The organism is Lysinibacillus sp. YS11 (assembly GCF_002896375.1).
GTDB lineage: Bacteria > Bacillota > Bacilli > Bacillales_A > Planococcaceae > Lysinibacillus > Lysinibacillus capsici.
Map to the genome: position 1 here is coordinate 2,917,801 of NZ_CP026007.1, position 22,973 is coordinate 2,940,773.

24 protein-coding genes, 1 pseudogene and 2 other annotated features are annotated in these 22,973 nt (G+C 36.9%); of the genes and pseudogenes, 6 read left to right on the top strand and 19 right to left on the bottom strand.

Annotated features, from left to right (window positions below):
• Nucleotides 1–6: 6 nt before the first annotated feature.
• The 3 genes from LBYS11_RS23760 to comGA are packed head-to-tail and all read right to left on the bottom strand — an operon-like array spanning nt 7 to nt 2,073.
• Complete coding sequence (locus LBYS11_RS23760; protein WP_233732076.1) at nt 7–660, bottom strand: type II secretion system F family protein; 654 nt, start codon at nt 658–660, stop codon at nt 7–9.
• Nucleotides 661–716: 56 nt separating this feature from the next.
• The gene (locus LBYS11_RS23765) at nt 717–1,079 is read right to left on the bottom strand and encodes a hypothetical protein (protein ID WP_233732080.1); all 363 of its coding nucleotides are present in this window, start codon (nt 1,077–1,079) and stop codon (nt 717–719) included.
• Nucleotides 1,054–2,073, bottom strand: a complete 1,020-nt coding sequence (comGA, locus tag LBYS11_RS14490) for a competence type IV pilus ATPase ComGA (protein WP_103118428.1) — start codon at nt 2,071–2,073, stop codon at nt 1,054–1,056. The genes LBYS11_RS23765 and comGA overlap by 26 nt, the downstream gene beginning before the upstream one ends.
• Nucleotides 2,074–2,400: 327 nt before the next feature.
• On the opposite strand from comGA, the gene LBYS11_RS14495 reads away from it, so the two are divergent.
• The gene (locus LBYS11_RS14495; RefSeq protein WP_048392257.1) at nt 2,401–3,111 is read left to right on the top strand and encodes a helix-turn-helix transcriptional regulator; all 711 of its coding nucleotides are present in this window, start codon (nt 2,401–2,403) and stop codon (nt 3,109–3,111) included.
• 117 nt (nt 3,112–3,228) lie between these two features.
• Complete coding sequence (locus LBYS11_RS14500) at nt 3,229–3,471, top strand: DUF2626 family protein (RefSeq protein WP_004231035.1); 243 nt, start codon at nt 3,229–3,231, stop codon at nt 3,469–3,471.
• A gap of 75 nt (nt 3,472–3,546) precedes the next feature.
• Here the strand turns inward: LBYS11_RS14500 and LBYS11_RS14505 are convergent, their stop codons facing one another.
• Entirely contained in the window at nt 3,547–4,191 is a 645-nt protein-coding gene (locus LBYS11_RS14505) for an MBL fold metallo-hydrolase (RefSeq protein WP_103118429.1), read from the bottom strand.
• A gap of 169 nt (nt 4,192–4,360) precedes the next feature.
• Between LBYS11_RS14505 and LBYS11_RS14510 the strand changes: the two genes are divergently transcribed.
• Nucleotides 4,361–4,540, top strand: a complete 180-nt coding sequence (locus LBYS11_RS14510; RefSeq protein WP_004231029.1) for a DUF2759 domain-containing protein — start codon at nt 4,361–4,363, stop codon at nt 4,538–4,540.
• A gap of 55 nt (nt 4,541–4,595) precedes the next feature.
• Here the strand turns inward: LBYS11_RS14510 and tyrS are convergent, their stop codons facing one another.
• From tyrS to rpmG, 5 genes are all read right to left on the bottom strand, one after another.
• Nucleotides 4,596–5,810: a tyrosine--tRNA ligase gene (gene tyrS / locus LBYS11_RS14515; RefSeq protein WP_103118430.1), complete on the bottom strand. Its 1,215-nt coding sequence runs from the start codon at nt 5,808–5,810 to the stop codon at nt 4,596–4,598.
• Nucleotides 5,811–5,951: 141 nt separating this feature from the next.
• Nucleotides 5,952–6,193, bottom strand: a binding site (T-box leader).
• A 255-nt stretch (nt 6,194–6,448) separates the two neighbouring features.
• The gene (locus tag LBYS11_RS14520) at nt 6,449–8,344 is read right to left on the bottom strand and encodes an LTA synthase family protein (protein ID WP_048392681.1); all 1,896 of its coding nucleotides are present in this window, start codon (nt 8,342–8,344) and stop codon (nt 6,449–6,451) included.
• A 280-nt stretch (nt 8,345–8,624) separates the two neighbouring features.
• Nucleotides 8,625–8,834, bottom strand: coding sequence for a YqgQ family protein (locus LBYS11_RS14525; RefSeq protein WP_004231021.1), 210 nt, complete (start codon nt 8,832–8,834; stop codon nt 8,625–8,627).
• On the bottom strand, nt 8,827–9,420 hold the full coding sequence (locus tag LBYS11_RS14530; RefSeq protein WP_048392254.1) for a 5-formyltetrahydrofolate cyclo-ligase: 594 nt from the start codon (nt 9,418–9,420) through the stop codon (nt 8,827–8,829). Before LBYS11_RS14530 ends, LBYS11_RS14525 begins: the two co-directional genes overlap by 8 nt.
• Nucleotides 9,421–9,532: 112 nt before the next feature.
• Nucleotides 9,533–9,682: a 50S ribosomal protein L33 gene (gene rpmG, locus LBYS11_RS14535; protein ID WP_008408521.1), complete on the bottom strand. Its 150-nt coding sequence runs from the start codon at nt 9,680–9,682 to the stop codon at nt 9,533–9,535.
• A 149-nt stretch (nt 9,683–9,831) separates the two neighbouring features.
• Between rpmG and LBYS11_RS14540 the strand changes: the two genes are divergently transcribed.
• Both LBYS11_RS14540 and LBYS11_RS14545 read left to right on the top strand, forming a co-directional pair.
• Entirely contained in the window at nt 9,832–10,284 is a 453-nt protein-coding gene (locus LBYS11_RS14540; RefSeq protein WP_231595624.1) for a hypothetical protein, read from the top strand.
• A gap of 3 nt (nt 10,285–10,287) precedes the next feature.
• Complete coding sequence (locus LBYS11_RS14545; RefSeq protein ID WP_103118431.1) at nt 10,288–10,770, top strand: hypothetical protein; 483 nt, start codon at nt 10,288–10,290, stop codon at nt 10,768–10,770.
• A gap of 46 nt (nt 10,771–10,816) precedes the next feature.
• Here LBYS11_RS14545 and LBYS11_RS14550 read toward each other — a convergent pair whose 3' ends face one another.
• From LBYS11_RS14550 to LBYS11_RS14590, 9 genes are all read right to left on the bottom strand, one after another.
• Nucleotides 10,817–11,389 carry an anthranilate synthase component II gene (locus LBYS11_RS14550; RefSeq protein ID WP_048392252.1) on the bottom strand — a complete coding sequence of 191 codons (573 nt, stop codon included), beginning with the start codon at nt 11,387–11,389 and terminating at the stop codon, nt 10,817–10,819.
• Nucleotides 11,386–12,771, bottom strand: a complete 1,386-nt coding sequence (trpE, locus tag LBYS11_RS14555; protein ID WP_103118432.1) for an anthranilate synthase component I — start codon at nt 12,769–12,771, stop codon at nt 11,386–11,388. The genes LBYS11_RS14550 and trpE overlap by 4 nt, the downstream gene beginning before the upstream one ends.
• A gap of 138 nt (nt 12,772–12,909) precedes the next feature.
• Nucleotides 12,910–13,120: a binding site (T-box leader), on the bottom strand.
• 39 nt (nt 13,121–13,159) lie between these two features.
• Nucleotides 13,160–14,230, bottom strand: a complete 1,071-nt coding sequence (locus tag LBYS11_RS14560) for a mechanosensitive ion channel family protein (RefSeq protein WP_048392250.1) — start codon at nt 14,228–14,230, stop codon at nt 13,160–13,162.
• Between the two features lie 77 nt (nt 14,231–14,307).
• Nucleotides 14,308–15,180 carry a vWA domain-containing protein gene (locus tag LBYS11_RS14565; protein WP_048392249.1) on the bottom strand — a complete coding sequence of 291 codons (873 nt, stop codon included), beginning with the start codon at nt 15,178–15,180 and terminating at the stop codon, nt 14,308–14,310.
• A 177-nt stretch (nt 15,181–15,357) separates the two neighbouring features.
• Nucleotides 15,358–16,017, bottom strand: coding sequence for a phosphate signaling complex protein PhoU (phoU, locus tag LBYS11_RS14570; protein ID WP_048392248.1), 660 nt, complete (start codon nt 16,015–16,017; stop codon nt 15,358–15,360).
• Nucleotides 16,018–16,030: 13 nt separating this feature from the next.
• Nucleotides 16,031–16,864: a phosphate ABC transporter ATP-binding protein PstB gene (gene pstB / locus LBYS11_RS14575; RefSeq protein WP_048392247.1), complete on the bottom strand. Its 834-nt coding sequence runs from the start codon at nt 16,862–16,864 to the stop codon at nt 16,031–16,033.
• Nucleotides 16,865–16,876: 12 nt separating this feature from the next.
• Nucleotides 16,877–17,755 (bottom strand): phosphate ABC transporter permease PstA, encoded by an 879-nt coding sequence (gene pstA, locus LBYS11_RS14580; protein ID WP_048392246.1) that lies wholly within the window; start codon nt 17,753–17,755, stop codon nt 16,877–16,879.
• Nucleotide 17,756: 1 nt separating this feature from the next.
• Nucleotides 17,757–18,704 carry a phosphate ABC transporter permease subunit PstC gene (pstC, locus tag LBYS11_RS14585; RefSeq protein WP_048392245.1) on the bottom strand — a complete coding sequence of 316 codons (948 nt, stop codon included), beginning with the start codon at nt 18,702–18,704 and terminating at the stop codon, nt 17,757–17,759.
• A gap of 64 nt (nt 18,705–18,768) precedes the next feature.
• Nucleotides 18,769–19,743, bottom strand: coding sequence for a PstS family phosphate ABC transporter substrate-binding protein (locus LBYS11_RS14590; RefSeq protein ID WP_004231003.1), 975 nt, complete (start codon nt 19,741–19,743; stop codon nt 18,769–18,771).
• Nucleotides 19,744–19,986: 243 nt separating this feature from the next.
• Between LBYS11_RS14590 and LBYS11_RS14595 the strand changes: the two genes are divergently transcribed.
• Nucleotides 19,987–20,178, top strand: coding sequence for a hypothetical protein (locus LBYS11_RS14595; protein WP_009370174.1), 192 nt, complete (start codon nt 19,987–19,989; stop codon nt 20,176–20,178).
• A 348-nt stretch (nt 20,179–20,526) separates the two neighbouring features.
• On the opposite strand, the pseudogene LBYS11_RS14600 reads toward LBYS11_RS14595, so the two are convergent.
• Nucleotides 20,527–22,730, bottom strand: a pseudogene (locus LBYS11_RS14600) (peptidoglycan D,D-transpeptidase FtsI family protein).
• Between the last annotated feature and the right edge of the window lie 243 nt (nt 22,731–22,973).

Here is a 22,973-nt window from a genome sequence, read left to right on the forward strand (position 1 = left end):
TTCCTCCTAAACTAATTCAATCATGTGATAGATGGGTAATAATAAACTGATATAAGCCGCTATTATACAAGCAGCTATAAGGATAAAGAAACTTGGCTGCACAAAAGCTAATATTTTTTGCAAAAGCTGTTTCTGCTTTTCCATTAATAAATCGCTATACAATACTAACTCTTTTCCTAAATATCCGCTGTGCTCGCCATGCTCAACGAACATCGGAAAATCCTTTTGAAAAACGGCCATGATCGTTACCGCCTGTGTGAGTGATTCTCCAAAGATGACTCTATCTTTTATACGCTGTGAAAGAACTTGAAGAAATGGTTGTAGTTGCTGTTCCTCTAATAGCTGTAGGCTTGCTTGTAATGAAAATCCACTTTGTAGTAAGCTTCCTAAATAAGCAGCAAATTGCCTTGTCAAAGTCAACCTAAAATAGCGTTGTATAAAGGGGATTTTTAATAAGACTGTAAGTTGATGAGCAACAGCTTGTCGTTTAAGATAGAATCGAAAAAGGAATACGCTACCTATTACTATGAACATGGTCGAGATAACTACATCTGGAACATGCAATAACAGATTGGACAATGCAATGCTTGTCTCTTCTGTTTCAGAGGTACGACTGCCGACCATTCTTTCAATGTTCGGCAAAAAAAATGTACGAAACACAAAAAATAATAACAATAAAAAGATAATCAGTGTGACAGGATAGATCAGCAGCTTGATTAACTTTTTTTAGTCTTTTCACTTACTGTTATCTGTTTAGCTACACCTTTAAACGCTTCTATCATGTGGCCATTGTTTTCCGCCACCTTAATTGCCATTAAATAATGATTCCCTAGCTGTAATGTTTCAAATATCCCTGCAACGCCTACCCCTTGTCTGAGCTTTTCATCAATTTGCTGCTGTATGTCCTCATGTGCTTCAATATGATGAGGTAGTAGCATGGAAATAGCTTGGGGAAATAAATATCCTTCCTGCATTAATACACATAAACGATTGAAAAGCTGAGCTTGCTCCTTTACCCGCCATTTCGTAGCCCGATTATAAAAAAGAACAATTTTATCGATGTATGTTTGTAACTGCATATAGGCTCTCCACTAATTCTTTTTGTCCCATTAATGTTACATCATAAGGAAGTTTGTAATTGCCCTTATCTTTGATGGCGGTGATGGCTCTTGATAGATGGTCATCATGTAATATCTCAAAGATAGCTCGACGTTCTTCATGTATAGCTGAGGTTTGAACAAGCATTTGGGCAACTATACCGATAACCGTTTGACGAAGCTCCTCTATCGACACACCTAAATCCATTAAACGATAGAGACAATTAATGGAGTCTTTTGCATGAATAGTGGAGACAACTAAATGCCCTGTTAGAGAGGCTTGGATGGCAATATTTGCTGTTTCTCTATCGCGAATTTCACCAATCATAATGACATCAGGTGAATGGCGCAAAATGGCTTTTAATCCTGCAGCATATGTAACGCCTGCTCGCTCGTTGACTTGAATTTGAAGTAAATTGGCTTGGCTGTTTTCTACAGGATCTTCTAAAGAAATCACATGTCGATTCAATTCTGTGGAACAGTAGTGGATGAGGGAATAAAGTGAAGTAGACTTGCCAGAGCCGGTTGCTCCCGTAAAAAACAGAAGACCTTGTCGGTTTTGTACCAGCTCCATGAGTTGGTAAGCTGCGCTTTTGGAAAAGCTTAGGGAAGTTAGTGGAAATGCATGATTTTGGAGAAGTAAACGAATAATTAAGCTTTCTTTTAAAAATACAGAAGGCAGTGTGGATACACGAAACGAATAAGAATTTTGCTCCATTGCCTTTTGAAAGGCACCGCTTTGAGGTTTACGACGCTCACTAATATCTAATTCTGCAAGAAATTTATAGTAAGAGATCATTCTTTCTGCAAGTTCATGAGGTAGCTCACCAGCGTGGAGAAGTTTATCATATTTTCGAAAATAGATCCGATACTTTATGTTTCCTGGAACTAGCAATAAATCGGATGCTCCAAAATGATAGGCCTTTAGTAAAAGTTGCTCACATTTTTGTTCAACAACTGTTTCAAAATCCTGCATATATGCACCTCTCTTTTAGTTCATTCGAATATGACCGCTCTATTCGTTATTTCCTAGTATAAGGAGGAACTCGCCACGAGAAAAGCCCTTTTCAGAAAATAAAAATTTATAAGTTAATTTTCTGCCAATAATGTTTTTTGCTATAAAAATGTGGATAAAGTGCAATTTTCCACTAAAAAAGAATATAAATACATGAAAAAATTAATATTTATGCCGAAATGAACTGTATCTTTTTCAATAATACAATATAATAGTATCAACATGATTATTTTCCTAACACTTGGTAGACGAACATAATTTTTATAATTAATTAAAGAGGTGAAGCTCATGATCCATCCATTAAAAATTACTAGTACACTAGCGGATGAAACAAGATACTCTATTTATGAGTACATATTGCAAGAGAAAAAAACAGTTACTGTACAACATATTGCTGATAAATTCGGTATCCATCCAAACGTTGCTCGACTTCATTTAACGAAGCTTTCAGAAATAAATATTATTACAGCTGACTATGTAAAAACAGGTAAAGGTGGCAGACCTGGACGTGTTTATAAAGCTTCAGAAAAAGGCGTATCTCTTACTTTTCCAAGACGTGATGAAGATCGTTTATTAAAATGGACAATACAATTAATTGAAGACTTTGGTCCATCTGCATTAACAAAGTGCCAGGAAATTAGCTACCAAGACGGCTACCAGCAAATGAAAAATTATATGAGTGCTGAATTGACATTAAGTAATTCTCTTTCCTTCGATGAAAAACTTCAGCTATTAACGGACAATGCCGCTTTAATTGGCTATATTCCACAGATTCAACAAACTGAGCAAGGAAAAAAAGTTATCTTCTCCATCTTCAATTGTCCATTCCAGGAGCAACTGACAGCCTATTCTGAAATTGTTTGTTCATTACATGAATCCTATTTAAAAGGGCAATTAGATGCATTGTTTACGAACAATGAATTTGTGCAAATGGAAAGTATGATACATAATTGCGATTTATGTAAATATGAAATAAACGTGACAGAAATCGATAGCTAGATTAAAAATCCATTTGTTTGTCACAAACATGGAGAAGTTCCAGTTTACAGACACCTTTCCTATCATTTATAATGAGTAAGAGATTATTGTGTCGTGGGCAAAAGGAGGGGAAATTTCATGGATAATATGTATAAAGTTATGGCATTCTGGACAGGTATTTTTGCCGTTATGTTCTACCTTGGAGGTATGAACGAGGTATCGCTATTATTCTTAGGTAATACAGGTTTATTCTTATTATTAGGCTTCTTAAACCTTTCAGAACGTATGTACATGTACATTTTCGGAGCATATTTAACTGTATTCTTCGCTGGCTTCACGTACTATACAACATTCATTCACGTACCTGGTGGCGGTCATTAATACAAACAAAATCGCGTATCTCACTTTCGGTGAGATACGCTTTTTTATGTGCTAAAACAGTTTATTGTCCATGTTTTAAAATCCATTTAAAAAAGGATTTGTCTCCATTTCTGCGCCTACCGTTGTATAATTACCGTGTCCAGGATAGATAATAGTATCCTCAGGTAATGTCAACAGTTTATTATGGATAGATTCCAATAAAATTTTGGTTGATCCCCCTAATAGATCTGTACGTCCTACACCTTGTTCAAATAACGTATCTCCCACGATGGCAAAACCGTCATTTTCAAAGATATAAGAAATACTCCCCGGTGAATGCCCAGGTGTAAAAACAGCTTGAAACACAAAATTACTTATTTCAATTTGCTGTTCTTTTTTGATAATTGTATCTTGCGCTGGTGCGGCTACCCTATAATCCGGTAATGCAGGATATTTACTAGAGCCATTCTTCGTTGGATCTGCTAGCCAACTAACTTCCTTTTCATGAATCCATACAGGAACGTCAAATACCTCACTCACTGCATCTACTGCCCCTATATGATCAAAATGGGCATGTGTTAAAAAGATAGCAAGAGGTTTTAAGCCGTTGCTACGGATTGTTTTAATTAGACGCTCCGCCTCTTCACCTGGATCAAATACGATACATTCTTTTTCTTTATTCGATACGATATAGCAATTCGTTTGGACGGGACCAAGAGAATAACTTCGTACGTTCATCATAGATATCACCTCAACTTCTTATTATACAGGCTTTGCCACAATTTGACGATAAATGTTCATAGTTTACAGTATTTTAGTCCTCGACAAAAACAAATAGAACGTTTACAATTAAGGAGGAATATTGTTTGCGACATTCATTTTCTGATGTCGAAAGGAGTGTCTATTTTTAATGAACTTATTAATGGTTATTTTTGGTCTAGTAGCGATTTTAGCTGTATTTGGTACATTCCAAGCAATTAAAGAAAAGAACCTATTAAGCGTTGTTTTCAACTTATTAAGTGCTGCTGTATTCGGATGGTTCGTCATCATGACGATTGTTCACAGCGGTTACCCACCAAAATTACACTAAAATTCAGACAGAAAAAGAGCAGTCTCTTCGGAGATTGCTCTTTTTTTGTCTATTATTACTTATTGAATTGAAGAAACCGCTTCTTGCCGATTTGTAGAACATCATTATTCATTAATACTTGTGATATGTCATCCATCGCCATTTTTTCTCCATTCAAGGATACTCCTTTTTGCTTGATTAACCGCAAAAACTCACTCTTACTTTGAATAAAACCCATTGTCACTAGTTGTGGAATGATATCCACGATTCTTTCCTTATCAATTTCTAAGAGCAGTATAGGAATGTTTTTCGGTATTTCCTTTTTTTGAAATGCTGCTTCAAAATAAGCTCTTGCTTCCTCCACTGCTGTAGATCCATGGTATAAAGCCGTTATAATTTCTGCTAATAGGAATTTCAAATCGCGGGGATTCTCTCCCTTTTGTAGTCTATCTTGAATAGCCTGCACTTGTAGTGGATGCTCATCTGTTGCTAATTCGAAATATTTGATAATTAAAGTATCTGGTACTTCCATCACCTTTTTAAACATAATCTCAGGTGCTTCATTGATGCCAATATAATTACCTAAACTCTTACTCATTTTTTCAATACCATCTAACCCCTCTAGTAAGGGCATAAAAATAGCAATTTGTTTTTCTAATCCTCGATGCTTTTGTAAGGTGCGTCCCATTAAAATATTGAACGTCTGATCCGTTCCACCTAACTCTATATCTGCCTCAAGTTCTACTGAATCATATGCTTGCATAAGTGGGTAGAAAAACTCATGTATACCAATTGGGATGTGCTGTTGGTAACGTTTCTGAAAATCTTCGCGCTCTAGAAGTCGAGCAACAGATGTTGTGGCTGCTAGCTTGATGACTTCTTCAAAGGACAGCTTCGCTAACCATTCACTATTAAAACGAACCGTTGTCTTGTTCGGATCTAGTACTTTAAAAATTTGCTCACAATAAGTTTGGGCGTTTTTCTTCACTATATCGTCATTTAAGGCTGTTCGCCCCTTAGCTTTACCTGTAGGATCGCCAATTCGTCCTGTAAAATCACCGATAACAATAACTGCATGATGGCCTAAATCTTGCATTTGCTTGATTTTCCGTAGAACAACCGCATGACCTAAATGAATATCTGGTGCGGACGGATCGAGCCCTAGCTTAATCGTTAAAGGTCGCTGTTCTTTATACGATCGCTCTAATTTTTCAAATAAATCCTGTTCATCAACGATCTTGTTAGCACCCTTCTTGATAATCGCTATTTGCTCCTTTGGTGTTAAAAACATACGAAACATCTCCTTGTAATATTAAATATTAATATTGCAAGTTCTATAAGAGTAAATGGGGTACCGATTTTGTTTACAAGGCTTTAATAGCTTTACACGTTTTTGCTTAGAAGGCATAAAAAAAACGCCTTTAGGAAATTCCTAAAGGACGTAGATAAACGTGTTACCACCTTTTTTCGAGAGCTATTCACATAGCTCTCCTCAACAAGTACAGCCATAGCGATACTTTTGCAATGATTACGGATGCAACCCCGTCGTAGCCTACTATAGTTTCGGTACGCAGCTCCAAGATGTATTCACTTTAATATCCCCTTGCGCCTCTCAACAACCGGCTACTCTCTGTCAGTTCCATTAAAGTTACTCGTTCTTTTCGATGCCTTTCACTCTTATACTCCGAAATGCGAAAAACAAATCTTCGTTATGCAGATATTTACACTTATTATAATCGTATCTTGCTATTTGTCAATAAAAAGAAATGTTCAATAAAGTGTATTCACGTTGCATAGTGTTGTAAAACATTGCGAAAAGTGCTTTCTTTAGCATAGGATTCACAAAAAAAATTTTATGAATAGTGCTTGAGACTAATTCTTTTTTATCAGCAATAAAAAGAGAGATCCCTATACGAGATCTCTCTTTGATTATTTAACTGAATCCTGCTTTAAATTACCTGTTTTTTCGTCATAGAAGCGAAGTAAGTCTCCATTAATGATGGCATCAGAATTTTCTAGCTCCATTGTAGCACGATCAGCATAAGACTGACATGGCTCACCATCTATTTCTTCGCCAGTTGCTTTGTCATAGCAAGCTTCACCAGCATAGACGTATTTATCTGTAATAAAACGTCCATCACGGAAGACTACAAAGTCCTCATGCTCTGGAGAAAATAAATCTGCACCCATTTGCATATCTTTTGACGTTTCAACGCCAAGAAGGTGTAAGATCGTTGGACGTAAATCCATTTGTCCTGAAATCTCAGTCATTTCTTTTCCATCGCCAGCTCCTGGGATGTGGATGAATAAAGGTACTTCTTGAAGCATTGCATTATCCATTGGTGTAATTTGATCTTTTCCTAAATATTGTGCCATTGCTTTATTATGGTTCTCAGAAATACCATAGTGATCCCCATACATCACAATAATAGAATTATCATAGACACCTTGATCTTTTAACTGTTGGAAGAAGTCTTTTAAAGCCTCATCCATGTAACGTACTGTTTGGAAGTAACGATTTAATGTACCTGAATTTGAATCATATTCAGGAATCATAATATCTTCTGGATCCAATGTAAATGGATAATGGTTCGTTAAAGTAATAAGTCTAGAGTAGAATGGCTGAGGCATATCTTTCATTAAAGCAGCTGATTGCTCTAAGAATGGAACATCTTTCATTCCCCAGTTTACAGCTTGCCCCTCTTCCACAGTATATGAATCTATATCGTAGAATTTATTAATTTTTAACGATTGATACATCATGTCACGATTCCAGAATGATTTATTATTAGGGTGCATGACATTTGTAAAGTATCCATTTTCTCCAAGGCGTTCAGCCATTGAATTATACGTATTTCCACCATGCGTGAAGAATACAGCACCTCGACCTAAACCAAACAGTGAGTTTTCAACAATAAACTCCGAGTCAGAAGTTTTTCCTAACCCTGTTTGGTGATAGAAGTTACTGAAATAATACGTATCTTTATCTTTTGTTAAAGAGTTTAAGAATGGCGTAATTTCATGACCATTCATGTCATTATTAATGACAAAGTTTTGTAATGACTCCATCGATACCACAATCAGGTTACGACCTTTATATTTCCCAAACATCTCTGGATTTACAGCAGCCTGATTAGAACGTATATAGTTGTTCACTTCTACTAGTTCACTACCATCGGCTAACGCACGTTGAGCAGATGATTTAGATTGAATATAAATGTCATACAAGTGGTAATTGTACGTACCAATGTTTTTTACTAATAATTCGCGGTCAAAACTACGTGTTAGTAATTGTGGGCGCTCAGTTTCTGCTAATCCTAAATTTAAGAATGTCATTGCTATTGCAAGCACAAAAAATGCACGACGGAATTCAATATTCACTTTAAATGCATCTTTCATTTTTGGTAAAAATTTATTCGCTAAGATTAAGATAACGACATCAACGAAATATAATACATCCCAAGGCTCAACAATGGCTGCTACTGATGTTCCTAAGTCACTAAAGTTACTTGTTTGGAATAATACTGGTAGCGTAATAAAATCATTGTAGAATCGATAGAACGCTACATTTCCGTATAAAACAATGGACAAAATAACGCTGACCGTAATCAAATAACGATTTCTAGCTTTTGCTGATTTAAAGAATAGTGATAAACCATACGTAAATAGCAAGAAGCTTAATGGATTAATAAATAAAATAAACTGTTGCATTGCATTTTCAATTTTCATTTCAAAGCTTGTGTGGTAAACAATGACCGTTTTGATCCAAGTTGCTATAATTGCTAGTATCATAAATGAATGTTTAGGCCACTTTATTGATTTCATTCCTAACATCCTCCCTACTTCCTTACAAAAAAATAATAATTATTTACATTTTGTTACGGAAACAAAATATATCTTAATCCTTTTTTAACAGATAATCAACACATATCTTAGGGAAAATTTTTTCTCCCTGCTCTTTCTATGCACCAGATATCTATATATACGTTTTGCATTGTAAAAAGTTTCGTAAAAACATAAAAACAGCGGAAACCCACTGTTTTTAAGAATATTACATACATGTTACATTAATTTTACAATACCCAATTACATTATATTTCAAACATTACTTTTTATGCTCTTCCATACGAAGTCTTGTTGTTTCTTGTCGAATAAGCAGTAGAGCCATTTGATAATCTTTTATATCTAGTACATTCGCTTTATAGAGCTCACGTATTTCATCCTCCATCAACATCAAATCGCCAATAGGATCACGTGTATAAATATAGGTACCATATGTTTTCAAGAGTTCATAAATATCTAGCATTTTATCCATTTTCATTCGCTCCTCGTTGTGCAACACAGTCAATACGTTTTGTGGGCGTCACAATGATATCTACTGGGCAATCATGTGCTTCAGTAGGAACACAATCAATGATTTGCTCATCAAAGAGCAGCGACATCAGCTTACCCTTATTATAGTTTAATACATAGCGGTCATAATAACCACCGCCATAGCCGATTCGATAACCGTATGGATCAAAAACAACGCCTGGTACAACAATGATATCCATCTCATTTGCGTCAACAAACTCACTTTTTGCTGGAATGGGCTCACGCAAATGCATATATACAGTTTCAAGCTGTGCAAATGATTCAATGGCATAAAATGACATTTCCCTTGTTTTCGGGTGACATTTAGGAACTGCGACCTTTTTACCTAGTTTCCATAATTCCTCAATTATAAGAATTGTGTCGACTTCTGGCTTATTTGAAATGGTCATGCCAATTGTATTTGCTTCTATTATATATGGTTCCTGTAGCACCTTGTTTAACACAGCTAATGATTGACGATGATAGTCTTCATCCGTCATAGTTGCAAGGGCTTGGCGTACCGTGTTTCGTAAAGTTGTTTTATCCATCTAGGCTACCTCCTATATCGTAAAACTTCATATCCTCCTGGAATTGTTACATTGAATGATGTGATAAAATGTAGAAAGCCAAAACCACTTGTGGTTTTGGCTTAATGAGCGATTACTTAGTTTCACGGTGAAGAGTGTATTTCTTCTCGCGAGAGCAATATTTTTTAAGTTCAAGACGCTCTGGATTGTTACGCTTGTTCTTTTTAGAAATGTAGTTACGTTCGCCGCAATCTGTGCAAGCTAAAGTAATATTTACGCGCATCATTAACCCTCCCACTCTATATCAAGAATTTAAATTTGAGCATGATTTATACGACTAACCTATTATAACATAAACTGAAAAAAATCTACCTTCATTTCATATTAAGTTTGCATATGGTAAAATATCTTATAATTACATACTACATTGAGGTGAAACTATTGGATTTATCCATCGTATTAATGAGTATCGGCATTTTTCTGATCATCGTTTCGTTCTTTTTCAAAAATAGCTCGAAAAAAATCGAACAAGATGTCGAAGAATTATCTATCTCCATCTTCCAAGAAACGAATAATTTAAAACGTCGCCTTAAGATTGTGGAGGAAGAACTTTTACTAGAGCCTGAGTTCCAAGTGAAATCAAAATCAAGTATCCCTCCAAAAGGTCAAGATCCTAAAGTGCACCAAGTCATGCAGGCCGTTCAACAGGCTGCACAGAGTTCAAAAGTTGGACAAACAACAGCACCAGCAAAACCGATTCATCAAATTATTATTAGTCAGGTACTTGAATTAAATAAACAGGGTCTTTCTGTAGCAGATATTAGTATTCGCTCAAATTTAACAGAAGAGCAAGTTCGGCAAGTGATTGCAAACGGGGGGCGTTGATTGATGAATAAGTCTGCCATTCGTGCATTTGGTATAGCCATTTTTCTTGTTGGGGCATTGCTTGCACTCGCAAACCGCTTCGATGTAAATATTGGTCTTCCTACTAAGGAATTTTCCAATCAACAACAGGTAAAAGAACTACAAAACAAATTAAGTAAGGCCAATCAGGAAATTGCCTCGTTAAAGGATCAATTAAAGCAAGTACATACGACTGAAAAAACTTCTACAACAGATGCATCAAAACAAGCTGATGAAGAAGCAGATACAGATGTAACAACGATGTCTCTGCAAATCTATAGTGGTATCACACCCTATAGTGTGGCCCAAAAACTTGAAGACGGTGGCATTATTACCAATAGTGTTGAAATGGAGTTACTACTCGCTAACCCTAAATATGCTAGAAGCTTACAAATCGGCTCCTATGAAGTCAATTCTGCCATGACTTTAGAAGAAATAGCTAATTTAATTACAGGTAAGAAACAATAACATAAAAAGCTGTCGCCCATTCATATATGAGGCGACAGCTTTTTTATTACGCTATACTTTCTAGAAAGGCTTGCATCATCATACTACCTTCTTTTGTGCCGATTGATTCAGGATGAAACTGCAGCCCATAAAGTGGATATTCTTTATGTTGAATGGCCATGATTTCTCCGTCATCACCCGCTGTGGCGAGTATTTTAAAATCCTTGTGTAAAGTTTGTTCTTCAATAATAAGTGAATGATATCGCATAACCTCGATATCCCCATCTAATTGGGCAAATAAACCTGTTTGCTCGTATTGTAATGGGGACAGCTTTCCATGCATAATATTTTTTGCCTGCACAATATTTGCGCCAAAAGCCTGACCTATCGATTGGTGCCCTAGACAAATACCTAAAATAGGGAATTTTTGATAGAGTTCCTTGATGACCTCTATCGTTATCCCTGCTTCATTTGGCGTTCCTGGTCCTGGTGATAAAATGATGGCTTCTGGCGACAGTTTTTGAATTTCTTCTATAGTAATGGTATCATTCCGTACGACCTTGACGCTTTTTCCAAGCATACTGATTTGCTGAAATAAATTATAGGTAAAAGAATCGTAGTTATCTATGATTAAAATCATTTTTTTACCTCCAATAGGGCACGTGCCTTATTCAGTGTTTCTTCATATTCTGACAATGGAATCGAATCATAAACAATACCTGCTCCTGCCTGTACATGTGCCTTCTGATCCTTAATGAGCATCGTGCGAATCGCAAGGGCTAAGTCCATATCACCAGTTGTCGAAATATAGCCTACTGCTCCCGCATACACCCCACGTTTTACTGGTTCTAATTCATTAATCAATTGCATGGCCCGAATTTTTGGTGCCCCTGACACTGTACCAGCAGGTAAACAAGCACGAAGTACATCCAGTACATGGAGGTCATCTCGCAATTCGGCAATAACCTCAGATACCATATGCATCACATATTTATAGCGCTCAATTTTCATGTATTTGGTTAGCTTGACAGAACCCACTTTTGCAATACGTCCAAGATCATTGCGACCCAAATCCACTAACATACGGTGTTCAGCTATTTCCTTGCTATCCACTAATAGCGCATTTGCGATGGCTTCATCCTGTTCTATTGTCGTGCCACGCGGCTTTGTACCTGCTATTGGGTTGGTTGTCACTTTTCGATTTTTTACTTTCACAAGACTTTCAGGAGATGTTCCTAAAATAATATAGTCACCATAATCCATATAAAACATATAGGGTGACGGGTTAGACGTGCGCAATTGACGATAGAGCGAGAACGGCGAACCTGTAAATGGCGCAGAAAAACGTTGCGATAACACAATTTGGAAAATATCACCTCTCAAAATATGCTGCTTAGCACGTTCCACCAAAGCAACAAATCGTTCCTTTGAAATCATAGGCTTAAACTGTAGCTCATCCACCTTTAATACCTCAAAGGTCGTACCTGCACAAAGCTGTTGCTCCATCCTTGTAATAGCAGCTTCCATCTCCTCTAATGAACGCCCATCCTGAAATAGATCAATCGAAGCTAGTGTAATTTCCTGTGTTAGATGATCAAAAACAATAAATGTATCATAGAAAAAAACATGAACATCAGGCATAGCTAAATCATCCTGTAAATAGTCACCTATTTTTTCTGTGTAAAATGCTGTTTCATAGCCAAAGAAACCTATAGCTCCTCCAAAGAAAGCAAAAGGATAGCTTTCTTTATGAAAGGGTATTAGTTCTTTTAATCGATCAAGCACATTGCCCCTAGCCTTGTCATTTTCTGCTCCTTTTGAAAACACGAATTCTTCATTGTTTCCTTTTAGTTCAGCCACTGGATTGATGGCGATAAAGGAATATCGCCCACTTTCCTCATGTTTCGCTGAGGATTCGAACAACATTTTATGCTGCCCTTTCAGTGATTGATACACAGAGATCGGGGTCATCATATCCCCATGTAATACTTTCATAGCATACTTTCTAAGCTCAACTGTCATACTCTTCTCTCCTTCTCTAAGCTCTGCTCATCTACACCTCATCTATCTTTAGCAGCAGAAATCTGCTAAAGGCTTTCTCTTCATTCAGCTAAAACATTTGCCGTCTAAAGAAAAAAATATAAAAAGGCCTTTCCATCACAAAAGGACGGAAAAGCCGTGGTGCCACCTTCATTGGTCTCCTGATAGGAAAACCCTCTCTAAGCCTTGTAACGTAGGCATCCGCTAATCCGTACTTTTTTCAGGATTAGAGCTCCGAAGTCCATTCACTAAACATTTGTACTAGTTTTCACCAACCACTAGCTCTCTATAACAAATTGTACTAGCTACTACTCTTCATCAAAGCTGATTTCTTGGTAATATTGTAAAGCAAACTATCTTACAATTCAATTTATTTTTTATTTCGCAGACTTTCTTCTTCAGGATGGCTAGCTAATGTAATCGATAGCTCCTCCATTATTTGACGAATGGCAAATAAAATATCCTGCCGCACTTCCAGCATAACAGCGGTATCATTTGTGGCAACAAAGAATCGAACAAGCACGCGATACGAATCATGATGAAATTCATCTATAAATACATGAATCATGTCTTTCTCTGTTTTAGCATGTAAATAAATTTCCTTATGAATGGCCGTTAAAGCGCTACGTATGTCTTCCTCATTATTAGCAGCAGCGATATATAAAAATTGCTCACATTTCCGTTTTTCTCGTTTAGATAAATTATAAAGTGGGCGATTCACTAAATAGGAGTTCGGCACATACACAAGTCCTTTGTCTCCTGTTTGAATTAACGTACTTCTTAAATTGATATCCTCAATCGTTCCTTCAATTTTTTGATCCTCTGTCGCAATCCAATCTCCTATTTGGAATGGATTATCTAAAGCTACGGACATGCCACCAAATACATGCGCTAGTGTATCGCGAATCCCAAAGGCAATCGCCACACCCGTTAAGCCGATTCCAGTTAAAAAGCCATTCAGATTAAAATCCCAAAAGGAAGCAATCGTAAACATAGCAAAAATCATGATAAGTACTTTACCGATTCGTAGAAAAAACGGTAGTAAAACATTCTGATCCTCTTCGCTTGTTAATTCAAATGGTTGTTTCGTATAAAAATTCAAAACATCGTAAATCCCTTTAAAAGCAAAAAACACCATAATAGACAATACAAAATTCTTTGTTGATGGATGTGTAAATAAAGGGACTTTTATTAAATAAGATAAGCTTAGCACAATGACAGTCGTCATAAAGGCATAGCCAATTGCTTTACTAAATTGAGCCAGTACATTTGCTTGGAAATTGCGCTGACGATCTTTTAAAAATAGCACAACACGATGAATAATTTTTTTGATGATGAATCGTTGAATAAGCCACCCGACTAAACAAATAATGACAGCAATTAAGCCATCTAGCCAGGTTGGGACTGTAAATTTAGGTAATAACCAATGTAATGAATCCATGTATTTCTCCTTTATAACTACCTATGTATCGCCAGCAAAAAGGAGCCGACCTTCAGTAATGGTTAGCCCCGTTCTTGTTATTGTATGGCATCATCTGCAAAAAAAGCCTTACTAGCAAACCAAAATTGCTGTTTATTAAAGTTATGTTCATGCATGGCAATTACCGAAAATTCAGCATGATATTTTTGCTTCATTTCCTTTAGCATCATTTTTGCTTGCTTGCCAACGAGATGCTGCCCATCAATAGGTGCTCCTTCTGTAAAAATAATGACATCTGCTTCTGTACCTAATTGATTTTCCTGTAGCAATGCTTTCACAAATTGTAAAACAGGTAAAATGGCTGCCTCTCCCTTTGCCTTATATTCGATAAAACTTTTAAAATCAGCTAAATTTAAATGACCATTTTCAAAGCGGTAGTGGACATGAATTTGCCGATCATACGGTACAATGTATAAATCACGGCCTTCTCGATGTGCACTCATAAATAACGCTAAAATCATACTTTTACAAATCTCAGAATAAGCGGCCATTCCTGTCGTTTGTTCTAAACAAATAATCATCGGGCCAGGGTCTTGTTGATAATCATGAAAGGGTACATAGTAAATATTGCCGCTTTTCGTTGTCTGTTGCTTAAGCTTTTGACGTCTAAGCTCTGACCATTTTCGTTCATAATACTGGCGTTGCTCTTTGCCATTTGCTAAGCGTTCTGCCTTCTCAATAGCAGGAATATTCTCTTGGATTTCATGCATGATATCCGTCAATTCCAGAGCAAATGCTGCCATATTTCGTAATGGCTCACTCTTGAAAAAATAATCGATAAAATAATGTTGTTCCCCTTCACTTAACTCCTCTATATGTAGGTTTTCATAGAGAAAACGTAAATAGTCAAGTTGTTCTATTGTCAACTGCTTGTCAAATTGCTTGATGAGGGATTCAATTGCATCTTTCATGTAGCAGCACCTCCTAAGCACCACATTTTTTGGATAATGTCTATAGTATAACCAAAAAAAAAATTTGACAATACAAAAACGCTTGCTATAAAGACGTTACAGCCAAAGACAATGTTGCTGCCACAGGAGATTTTTTTCTACAAATGAAAAAAAGAGCTAAAACGCAGCTCTTCTTTCTTAATTATTTAATTCATAATGTTTGCCTTTTACTAAGTAAAATAGATGTTCAGCAATATTTGTAGCATGGTCAGCAGAACGCTCTAAATAGCGGCAAATAAATGTTAGGTGCGTAATCTGTGAAATATGGGAGGGATTTTCTACCCCAGCACGGAGTAAAAGGGTGATCGTTGCCCCGTATAAATCGTCCACGTAATCATCTAACTCTGCAATCTCTTTAGCGCGTACCGTATCTTCCTCAGTAAAGGCCTTCATGATGCTCTCTAGCATTTCTACTGTTTTATTGCACATGGTTTGGAGATTTGTTATTGGGAATATCATCGGCTCCTTACCAATTCGAATTGCTTCTTTAGCTATATTAACCGCATAGTCCCCTACTCTTTCCATATCTGAAGCTGCCTTTACGAGAACCATGAGACGGCGTAAATCTGTTGCTACTGGTTGTTGCTTGGCAATCATTAGGATCACATGGTCATTAATTTCTTCTTCAAGGCGATTAATGATTAAATCGTCCTCCAAAATTTTCAAAGACTTTTCTAAATCCTGCTCTACCAATGCTTCAAAAGCTGTTTTTAATGCAAGGATACTGCTATTAGCAATTGCAAGAAATTGCCCCTGTACCTCTTTTAACTCTTGTTCAAAACGTTCACGTACGATCATTCATTGCTCCTCCTTAGCCGAAACGTCCCGAAATATAGTCTTCTGTACGTTGATCTGCTGGTGTTTGGAAAATAACATCCGTTTTATCGTATTCGACAACCTCTCCACTTAGGAAGAATGCTGTACGATCAGAAATACGTGCCGCTTGCTGCATATTATGTGTCACGATGACAATGGAATAATCCTTTTTCAGTTCTTGAACCAGCTCTTCCACTTTCAACGTAGAAATCGGATCTAAGGCAGATGTTGGCTCATCCATTAAGATGACATCAGGCTCAATCGCTAAGCAACGTGCAATACAAATACGTTGTTGCTGACCACCTGATAATCCGTAAGCATTTTGATTCAAACGGTCTTTTACCTCGTCCCAAATGGCTGCCCCTCTTAATGATTTCTCCACAATTTCATCGAGAATTTTTTTATTTTTAATGCCATGAATTCTTGGTCCATAGGCAATGTTATCATAAATGGATTTTGGAAACGGGTTTGGCTTTTGGAATACCATACCTACACGTGTTCTTAATTCCTCTACCGTATAGTTTTTATCTAAAATATTTCGCTCACGATATAAAATTTCTCCTGATGTACGTACGATTGGTACAAGTTCAACCATGCGGTTTAATGTTTTTAGATACGTAGATTTCCCACAGCCAGATGGTCCAATAATAGCCGTTACTTCATTTTCATAGATGCTTAAATTAACATCTTTTAAACCATGATGATCACCATACCATAAGTTTAAATTGCGTGTATCATAGACAATATTTTTCGCCACATCTGCTATAGGCTTAGTCGTTGCCTGATTCCGTTTGACAATTGTTTTTTCCTCTTTAAAATCTAATACCATAAGGTCACCTCATTAATAACGTTTTTGGAATTTATTTCGGATATAGATGGCAATCGAATTCATTAATAGCAGCACTGTCATAAGCACTAAAATACCTGCGGCTGCTACGTATTGAAAGGCTTCTTGTGGTCGTTTTGCCCAATCATAGATTTGCATTGGTAATGCTGTAAATTGACTCAGTAAACCATTCGGTAAAAACTGGAGGATAACTGGAATTCCAATTACAACTAGTGGAGCTGTTTCTCCAATGGCACGAGACAAGGCTAAAATACTTCCTGTCAAAATACCTGGAATGGCAGCTGGCAATACAACACGCAAAATCGTTTGCCATTTCGTTGCACCCATGCCATATGAAGCTTCACGTTGTTCGTTTGGCACTGCACGAATAGCCTCTTGAGCCGCTACAATGATAACAGGTAAAATTAACAAACTCATTGTAAAGCCAGCAGCTAAAATGCTTTTTCCTAGACCCATCATACGTACAAAAATAGTTAATCCAAGTAATCCAAAAACAATGGAAGGAACACCTGCTAGATTCGATATATTCATGCGAATAAAGTCATTTATTTTATTTTTCTTGGCATACTCCTCTAAATAAATCGCAGTACCAACTCCTAAAATAATCGATACTGGTGCTACAACTGCCATTAACCAAAGCGAACCGATTAAAGCAGCTTTGATACCTGCCTTATCCGCAAATCGTGATGCAAAATTCGTCAAGAAATCGATATTTAAGTAATCAATCCCCTGTGTCACAATGCGGTACAGTAAAATAGCTAAAGCAACAAGTGCAAACGTAGTAGCTAAGAAAAAGAGAGTTTTCCAAACTTTATTTGCTGTAATACGCTTTGTCATTCGTTTCATGACGACTGTGTCATCCATATAGCGCATGCTAGTAAACCTCCCTGAAGCGTTTCGAAATATAGTGAGCAAGTAAATTCATTACTAGAGTAAAGATAAATAGTGTAAATCCTACTGAATAAATTGAGTAATAAATGGTTGTACCATAACCCGCATCACCAGTTGAAACCTGTACAATGTATGCAGTCATTGTTTGAATAGAGTCTGTCACATTGAGGTCAAATTTCGGTGTTGAACCACCTGCAAGCGATACAATCATTGTTTCTCCAATTGCCCGGGAAATAGCTAACACAACAGAAGCGACAATCCCTGAAAGCGCAGCTGGTAATACTACTTTGATTGCTACTTCAAATTTCGTCGCACCTAGAGCTAAGGCTCCTTCACGCATACTATTTGGTACAGATGACATGGCATCTTCTGAAAGAGATGTAATCATTGGTAAAATCATAATCCCTACAACAATACCAGGACTTAATGCATTAAATAGTTTGAGTCCAGGTACAATTTCTTGTAAAACTGGTGTGACAAATGTTAAAGCGAAGAAGCCATAAACAATTGTTGGCACACCTGCTAATACCTCTAAAATAGGTTTCACTGTACGTCGTGTTTTCTCACTTGCATATTCACTTAAATAGATAGCTGAAGCAATTCCAAATGGTACAGCTACTACAACTGCAATAAGTGTCACTTTTAATGTACCAGCGATTAATGGCAGTATCCCAAATAACGGTTCGTTACCTGAAAACGGTAACCATTTAGTACCGAAAAGGAAATCCGTAATCGACACACGTTTAAAGAATTCAAACGTTTCAAAAATAAGGGTGAAAACAATGCCAAATGTTGTTAATATCGAAATAATAGCTGCAGAAAATAATAGAGCTGGCATGGCTTTTTCCACTATTTTCTTTGTTTTTTGGTTGCGCGAATTTGCAATTAATTGCTGCACAGATGATGTCTTATCTTCCTTTTGAGAAACCATTGGGAGCTCCTTTCAAATAAGTGAGGGAAAGAGCATACATCTCTTCCCCTCTATGCATGTCTTCTTATTTTAAGCCTTCTAAAGTTTTTAAGCCTTCAGTATATTTTTCTTCAGGTAAACGAACATAGCCCACTGCTTCAGCCATATCGCCTGCGTTTTCAAGTGTAAATTTAATGAAGTCGTATGCTGCTTCATTGTCCTTCATTGCACTATTTTTTACGTATGTGAATAATGGACGTGAAAGTGGTGTATATTCGCCACCTTCAATTGTTTCATTTGTTGGCTCTACGCCATTTACTTTGACAATGTTTAATTTATCTTTATTTTCAAGGTAGTAAGCATAACCGAAGAAGCCAATCGCATTTTTATCACCAGCTACACCTTGCACTAGCATATTATCATCCTCTGATAATGTTGCTGAGCTTACTAGATCTGCTCCATCTAAAATCACTTCATCAAAGTAATCGTATGTGCCTGAATCAGTACCTGGTGAATAGTAAACGATTTTTTCATCTGGCCATGATGGATCAATATCAGACCATTTTTTCTCTGTCCCATCTTCAATCCAAATTTTTTGTAGTTGTTCTACCGTTAAGTCCTTCGCCCAATCATTTTCTGGGTTCACGACTACTGATAAACCGTCATATGCTAAAGCTAGCTCTGTAAAATCAATGCCCGCTTCTTCTAATTTCGCTTTCTCTTCATCTTTTATATTACGAGATGCATTTGAAAAGTCTGTTTCACCTGCGATGAATTTTTCAAAACCACCACCAGTACCAGAAACCCCCACTGATACTTTGACATCTGGTTGTGTACCTGCATACTCTTCAACAACTGCCTCAATGATTGGTGCTACTGTTGATGAGCCATCTCCAGCTACAGACCCTTGTAGCTTTTCATCAGCAGCTTCTTGTCCTGAGCTTGCTGGTGCGTTCGTTTCTGTATTGTTTCCGTTTTGTGCAGAATCGCTACCACATGCACCTAGCATTAATGCAGAACCCATTACCGCTGTCATCGTTAAGTACTTCCACTTTTTCATCTCATTTGCCTCCGTCATGAACTGTTTTATAGTTATTTGTCTTACAATCTTTACTATAATGACTGATTGTTGAAGTCGTATAAACGGTTCGTAAAAGAGATGTAAAGGAATGTAATGCTTTGTAAACGTTTGTAAAGATGAATTTACAATAGGGGAAACTTGCTTCCTATAGGAAAGGTGTTATAATAAGCAATTGTGTCAGGAAATATTTATTTTAATGATAAGGAGAGTTTGACCTTTGTCATGAAACATGCAAAAGTACAAAATGTCGATTATTTTAAAACATATTTATCATTAGTAATGGAACATCGGGACTACACACTTCAAGAGGCGATTGATTTTATGCTTGCTTCTTATTTCTATAACAATATAGAACTTTATGGGGTAAAACCAAGAGAGCAATTTGAATTAGCCATTCAGCAATTATCCGCATAAAGGCACTAAATATCTGAATATCTGAAAGGGGCGTTTTGCTATGCAAACGCCCCTTTCACTACTTAGTTAAGTTTAAATTTCACAACTGATTCAGTTCATCAGCAATTTTGACAAGTGCCTATGAATTGCGCACAGTGTCAACGATCGCTATAGTGGATTTTTGAAAATGAATAGAAATCACCCAGTTGGTATTTCAATACCTTATTATTGCCAAAACAAGCTATACATTCCATATTTGCTTAAGGATTAGCTTAACATCATTCAAAATTCATAAAAAAGTAAAAATAAAACGGATTTGGAAAATAATTTTTCCAAATCCGTTTTGTATTAGCGCATATCCAATACCCTTTATTCCTGCTCATTCTCTCCAATTTTTTCTTCCGTAATCGCTGGTAAAATTGGCTGTTTTACATTGCTATCAGTTACTTTTTCAGCTTGATATTTTGCTTTTAATTCAAAATACTTATCTAAAGAACGTCTAGCAATGACATTATTTTGATAGTAGTGTGGCGCTAAATTTGTATTAACCCATGGGATCACAACTGCATAGGCAATTTCAGGATTTTCATATGGGGCAAAGCCAACATGCGTTAAATTAATCGTATTTGTGCCGTAGTGCTCACGTAACGGACCATAATACACTACCTCTGCTGTCCCTGTTTTCCCTGCAGCTGTATATGGAGTATCGGCAAATTGTGCTCGTGCTGTACCATGTGAACCAGTATATACACGACGTAGCCCTTGCTTTACATAATCGATCTCTTCTTTAGGATTATCAATTTGATTCAAAATAGTTGGACCTACTTCTGTTACTAACTGCCCTAATTGCTTCCCATCCTGTGATGGGTCTCGAACCTCTTTCACAACATGTGGCTGAATACGATAGCCACCATTGGCAACTGTTGAAATATATTGTGCAAGTTGAAGTGGTGTATACGTATCATACTGACCAATCGCCAAGTCAAGTGTTTTACCACCCATTGTTGGACCTGATGGACCACGCACTCCGCTAAATTCATTTGGTAAATCAATGCCTGTTTTCACACCTAAACCAAATTGCGCATAATTATTACGCATTTTTGAGAACGTATCGTCCTTTAAGCGTAATGGCATACCATAACTATAAGGGGTTCCATTAAGCAGCATCGCAATTTTAAACATATAGGAGTTGGAAGAACGTTCTAATGCTAACAAGTCATTCATCGGGATATATCCAGCCCTGTTAAAAATAGACGTTTTCGGGTCCGTGCCAGCTAATATAATCGGCTCGTCTCCCATTGAAGTACCCATCGAAATAACATCCTGATTGTAGCCAGTGAGGACTGTTGCTGCTTTAACAGATGAACCTGCCTCATAGGCTGTTGTAAACGATCCATATGCATAGTCAATGACTTCATTTTGCCCTGTCTCGGGATTTTTTTCTATTTTCTTACCTACCATCGATAAAATATCGCCTGTATTTGGATCCATCATAATAAGGAAGGCACGGTCTAATAAATAGGAGCCTGGAAGTGCCTTTAAGTTAAGCAGTTCTTCTTCAACAATCTTATCCGTTTCAGCCTGCAGCTCACTATCCAATGAAAGAATTAAGTCTTTACCTGGCTCCCCTTCATAGGTTGTGACTGTATCGACTACTTGACCTTTTTATTGGTAATATTTTTGACGACTGTTTTTTGACCTTGTAGTAATTCTTCATATTGTGCTTCAATGTAACTTTCTCCCACACGGTCATTACGTGAGTAGTCACGTGCTAAATAGTAATTGAGCTTCTCTTTTGGTATCCCTTTTGTTGGGACCGTTGTACGTCCAAGAATAGATAAAGATGATAATTTGACACGTTTCCAGTCTGTTGTTGTATTAACACCTGGTAGTTCAGTTAAACGCTCAGATACACGAGCAAATTCATCAGCTGATACATTTTCACTTTTAATAATTTGAGGAGATAGATTATAGCCAGACACCATCTCACGATAAATCGCTAATACCTCTAAATCTGCCTCTGTTAATTGTAAAAGTTCTTCGTTTGTGATACGTTCCCGTACCAGTTTATCAATCTCTGCATTAATTTGACTTGTTGTAATATTTTCTTGTGCATTAATTTTTGTTTTTTCTGCCTCTGTGACTTTTTCATAGGCAGCATCGTGATTTTGTAATATCCAAAAATCCTGTTTATCACGCAATGTGACACGCTTTGTTGGCTGTTCAATTAACTGTGCCAGCTTTTTCGCGATATCAAGCATCTCCTCTGTTGTGGTCGTTTGCATTTTCGTATACGTAATGGCATTTTCCGGGTGATTATCCACTAAAATACGACCGTAACGATCATACATGCGTCCCCTTGGTACACTTGTGTTGACAGGAACTTCTTCTGTACGCTCTAAAATACGTACATAGTCTTCCCCTTTGACGATTTGCATATAGCCAAGTCTAAAAATTAACATTGAAAATACGATAAATATTGCAAAGAAAAGGATATTCATACGAAATGTTAAGTTAGAATGATGTTTTGCTTTAACACTCGCCGCGCGATTTTTTCCAGGTGCTTTGCGCATATGTATTCCCCTCCTCATCTTCTGATCATTTCAATACACGATACCTAGTATACCATTCGAAGGTATGACAGAAAAGCACGCACTTTCGATTTCTTATGTAAAACATCATTTATTTGACGGTACTTTATGGAGAAAGGTTGCCCTATTTCACGCTCTCCTTATATTTCGTCTTCATTATCCTGATATTTTCAGATTCTATCCCTTAATTTGCTGTTTTATCCAACAAAAAAAGGCTATGCCTTC

What these genes read in the sequence shown, in the direction of transcription:
- LBYS11_RS23765 (WP_233732080.1), bottom strand. Translation starts at nt 1,079, where the DNA reads ATGCAGTTACAAACATACATCGATAAAATTGTTCTTTTTTATAATCGG.
- comGA (WP_103118428.1), bottom strand. Translation starts at nt 2,073, where the DNA reads ATGCAGGATTTTGAAACAGTTGTTGAACAAAAATGTGAGCAACTTTTA.
- LBYS11_RS14495 (WP_048392257.1), top strand. Translation starts at nt 2,401, where the DNA reads ATGATCCATCCATTAAAAATTACTAGTACACTAGCGGATGAAACAAGA.
- LBYS11_RS14500 (WP_004231035.1), top strand. Translation starts at nt 3,229, where the DNA reads ATGGATAATATGTATAAAGTTATGGCATTCTGGACAGGTATTTTTGCC.
- LBYS11_RS14505 (WP_103118429.1), bottom strand. Translation starts at nt 4,191, where the DNA reads ATGATGAACGTACGAAGTTATTCTCTTGGTCCCGTCCAAACGAATTGC.
- LBYS11_RS14510 (WP_004231029.1), top strand. Translation starts at nt 4,361, where the DNA reads ATGAACTTATTAATGGTTATTTTTGGTCTAGTAGCGATTTTAGCTGTA.
- tyrS (WP_103118430.1), bottom strand. Translation starts at nt 5,810, where the DNA reads ATGTTTTTAACACCAAAGGAGCAAATAGCGATTATCAAGAAGGGTGCT.
- LBYS11_RS14520 (WP_048392681.1), bottom strand. Translation starts at nt 8,344, where the DNA reads ATGAAATCAATAAAGTGGCCTAAACATTCATTTATGATACTAGCAATT.
- LBYS11_RS14525 (WP_004231021.1), bottom strand. Translation starts at nt 8,834, where the DNA reads ATGGATAAAATGCTAGATATTTATGAACTCTTGAAAACATATGGTACC.
- LBYS11_RS14530 (WP_048392254.1), bottom strand. Translation starts at nt 9,420, where the DNA reads ATGGATAAAACAACTTTACGAAACACGGTACGCCAAGCCCTTGCAACT.
- rpmG (WP_008408521.1), bottom strand. Translation starts at nt 9,682, where the DNA reads ATGCGCGTAAATATTACTTTAGCTTGCACAGATTGCGGCGAACGTAAC.
- LBYS11_RS14545 (WP_103118431.1), top strand. Translation starts at nt 10,288, where the DNA reads ATGAATAAGTCTGCCATTCGTGCATTTGGTATAGCCATTTTTCTTGTT.
- LBYS11_RS14550 (WP_048392252.1), bottom strand. Translation starts at nt 11,389, where the DNA reads ATGATTTTAATCATAGATAACTACGATTCTTTTACCTATAATTTATTT.
- trpE (WP_103118432.1), bottom strand. Translation starts at nt 12,771, where the DNA reads ATGACAGTTGAGCTTAGAAAGTATGCTATGAAAGTATTACATGGGGAT.
- LBYS11_RS14560 (WP_048392250.1), bottom strand. Translation starts at nt 14,230, where the DNA reads ATGGATTCATTACATTGGTTATTACCTAAATTTACAGTCCCAACCTGG.
- LBYS11_RS14565 (WP_048392249.1), bottom strand. Translation starts at nt 15,180, where the DNA reads ATGAAAGATGCAATTGAATCCCTCATCAAGCAATTTGACAAGCAGTTG.
- phoU (WP_048392248.1), bottom strand. Translation starts at nt 16,017, where the DNA reads ATGATCGTACGTGAACGTTTTGAACAAGAGTTAAAAGAGGTACAGGGG.
- pstB (WP_048392247.1), bottom strand. Translation starts at nt 16,864, where the DNA reads ATGGTATTAGATTTTAAAGAGGAAAAAACAATTGTCAAACGGAATCAG.
- pstA (WP_048392246.1), bottom strand. Translation starts at nt 17,755, where the DNA reads ATGCGCTATATGGATGACACAGTCGTCATGAAACGAATGACAAAGCGT.
- pstC (WP_048392245.1), bottom strand. Translation starts at nt 18,704, where the DNA reads ATGGTTTCTCAAAAGGAAGATAAGACATCATCTGTGCAGCAATTAATT.
- LBYS11_RS14590 (WP_004231003.1), bottom strand. Translation starts at nt 19,743, where the DNA reads ATGAAAAAGTGGAAGTACTTAACGATGACAGCGGTAATGGGTTCTGCA.
- LBYS11_RS14595 (WP_009370174.1), top strand. Translation starts at nt 19,987, where the DNA reads ATGAAACATGCAAAAGTACAAAATGTCGATTATTTTAAAACATATTTA.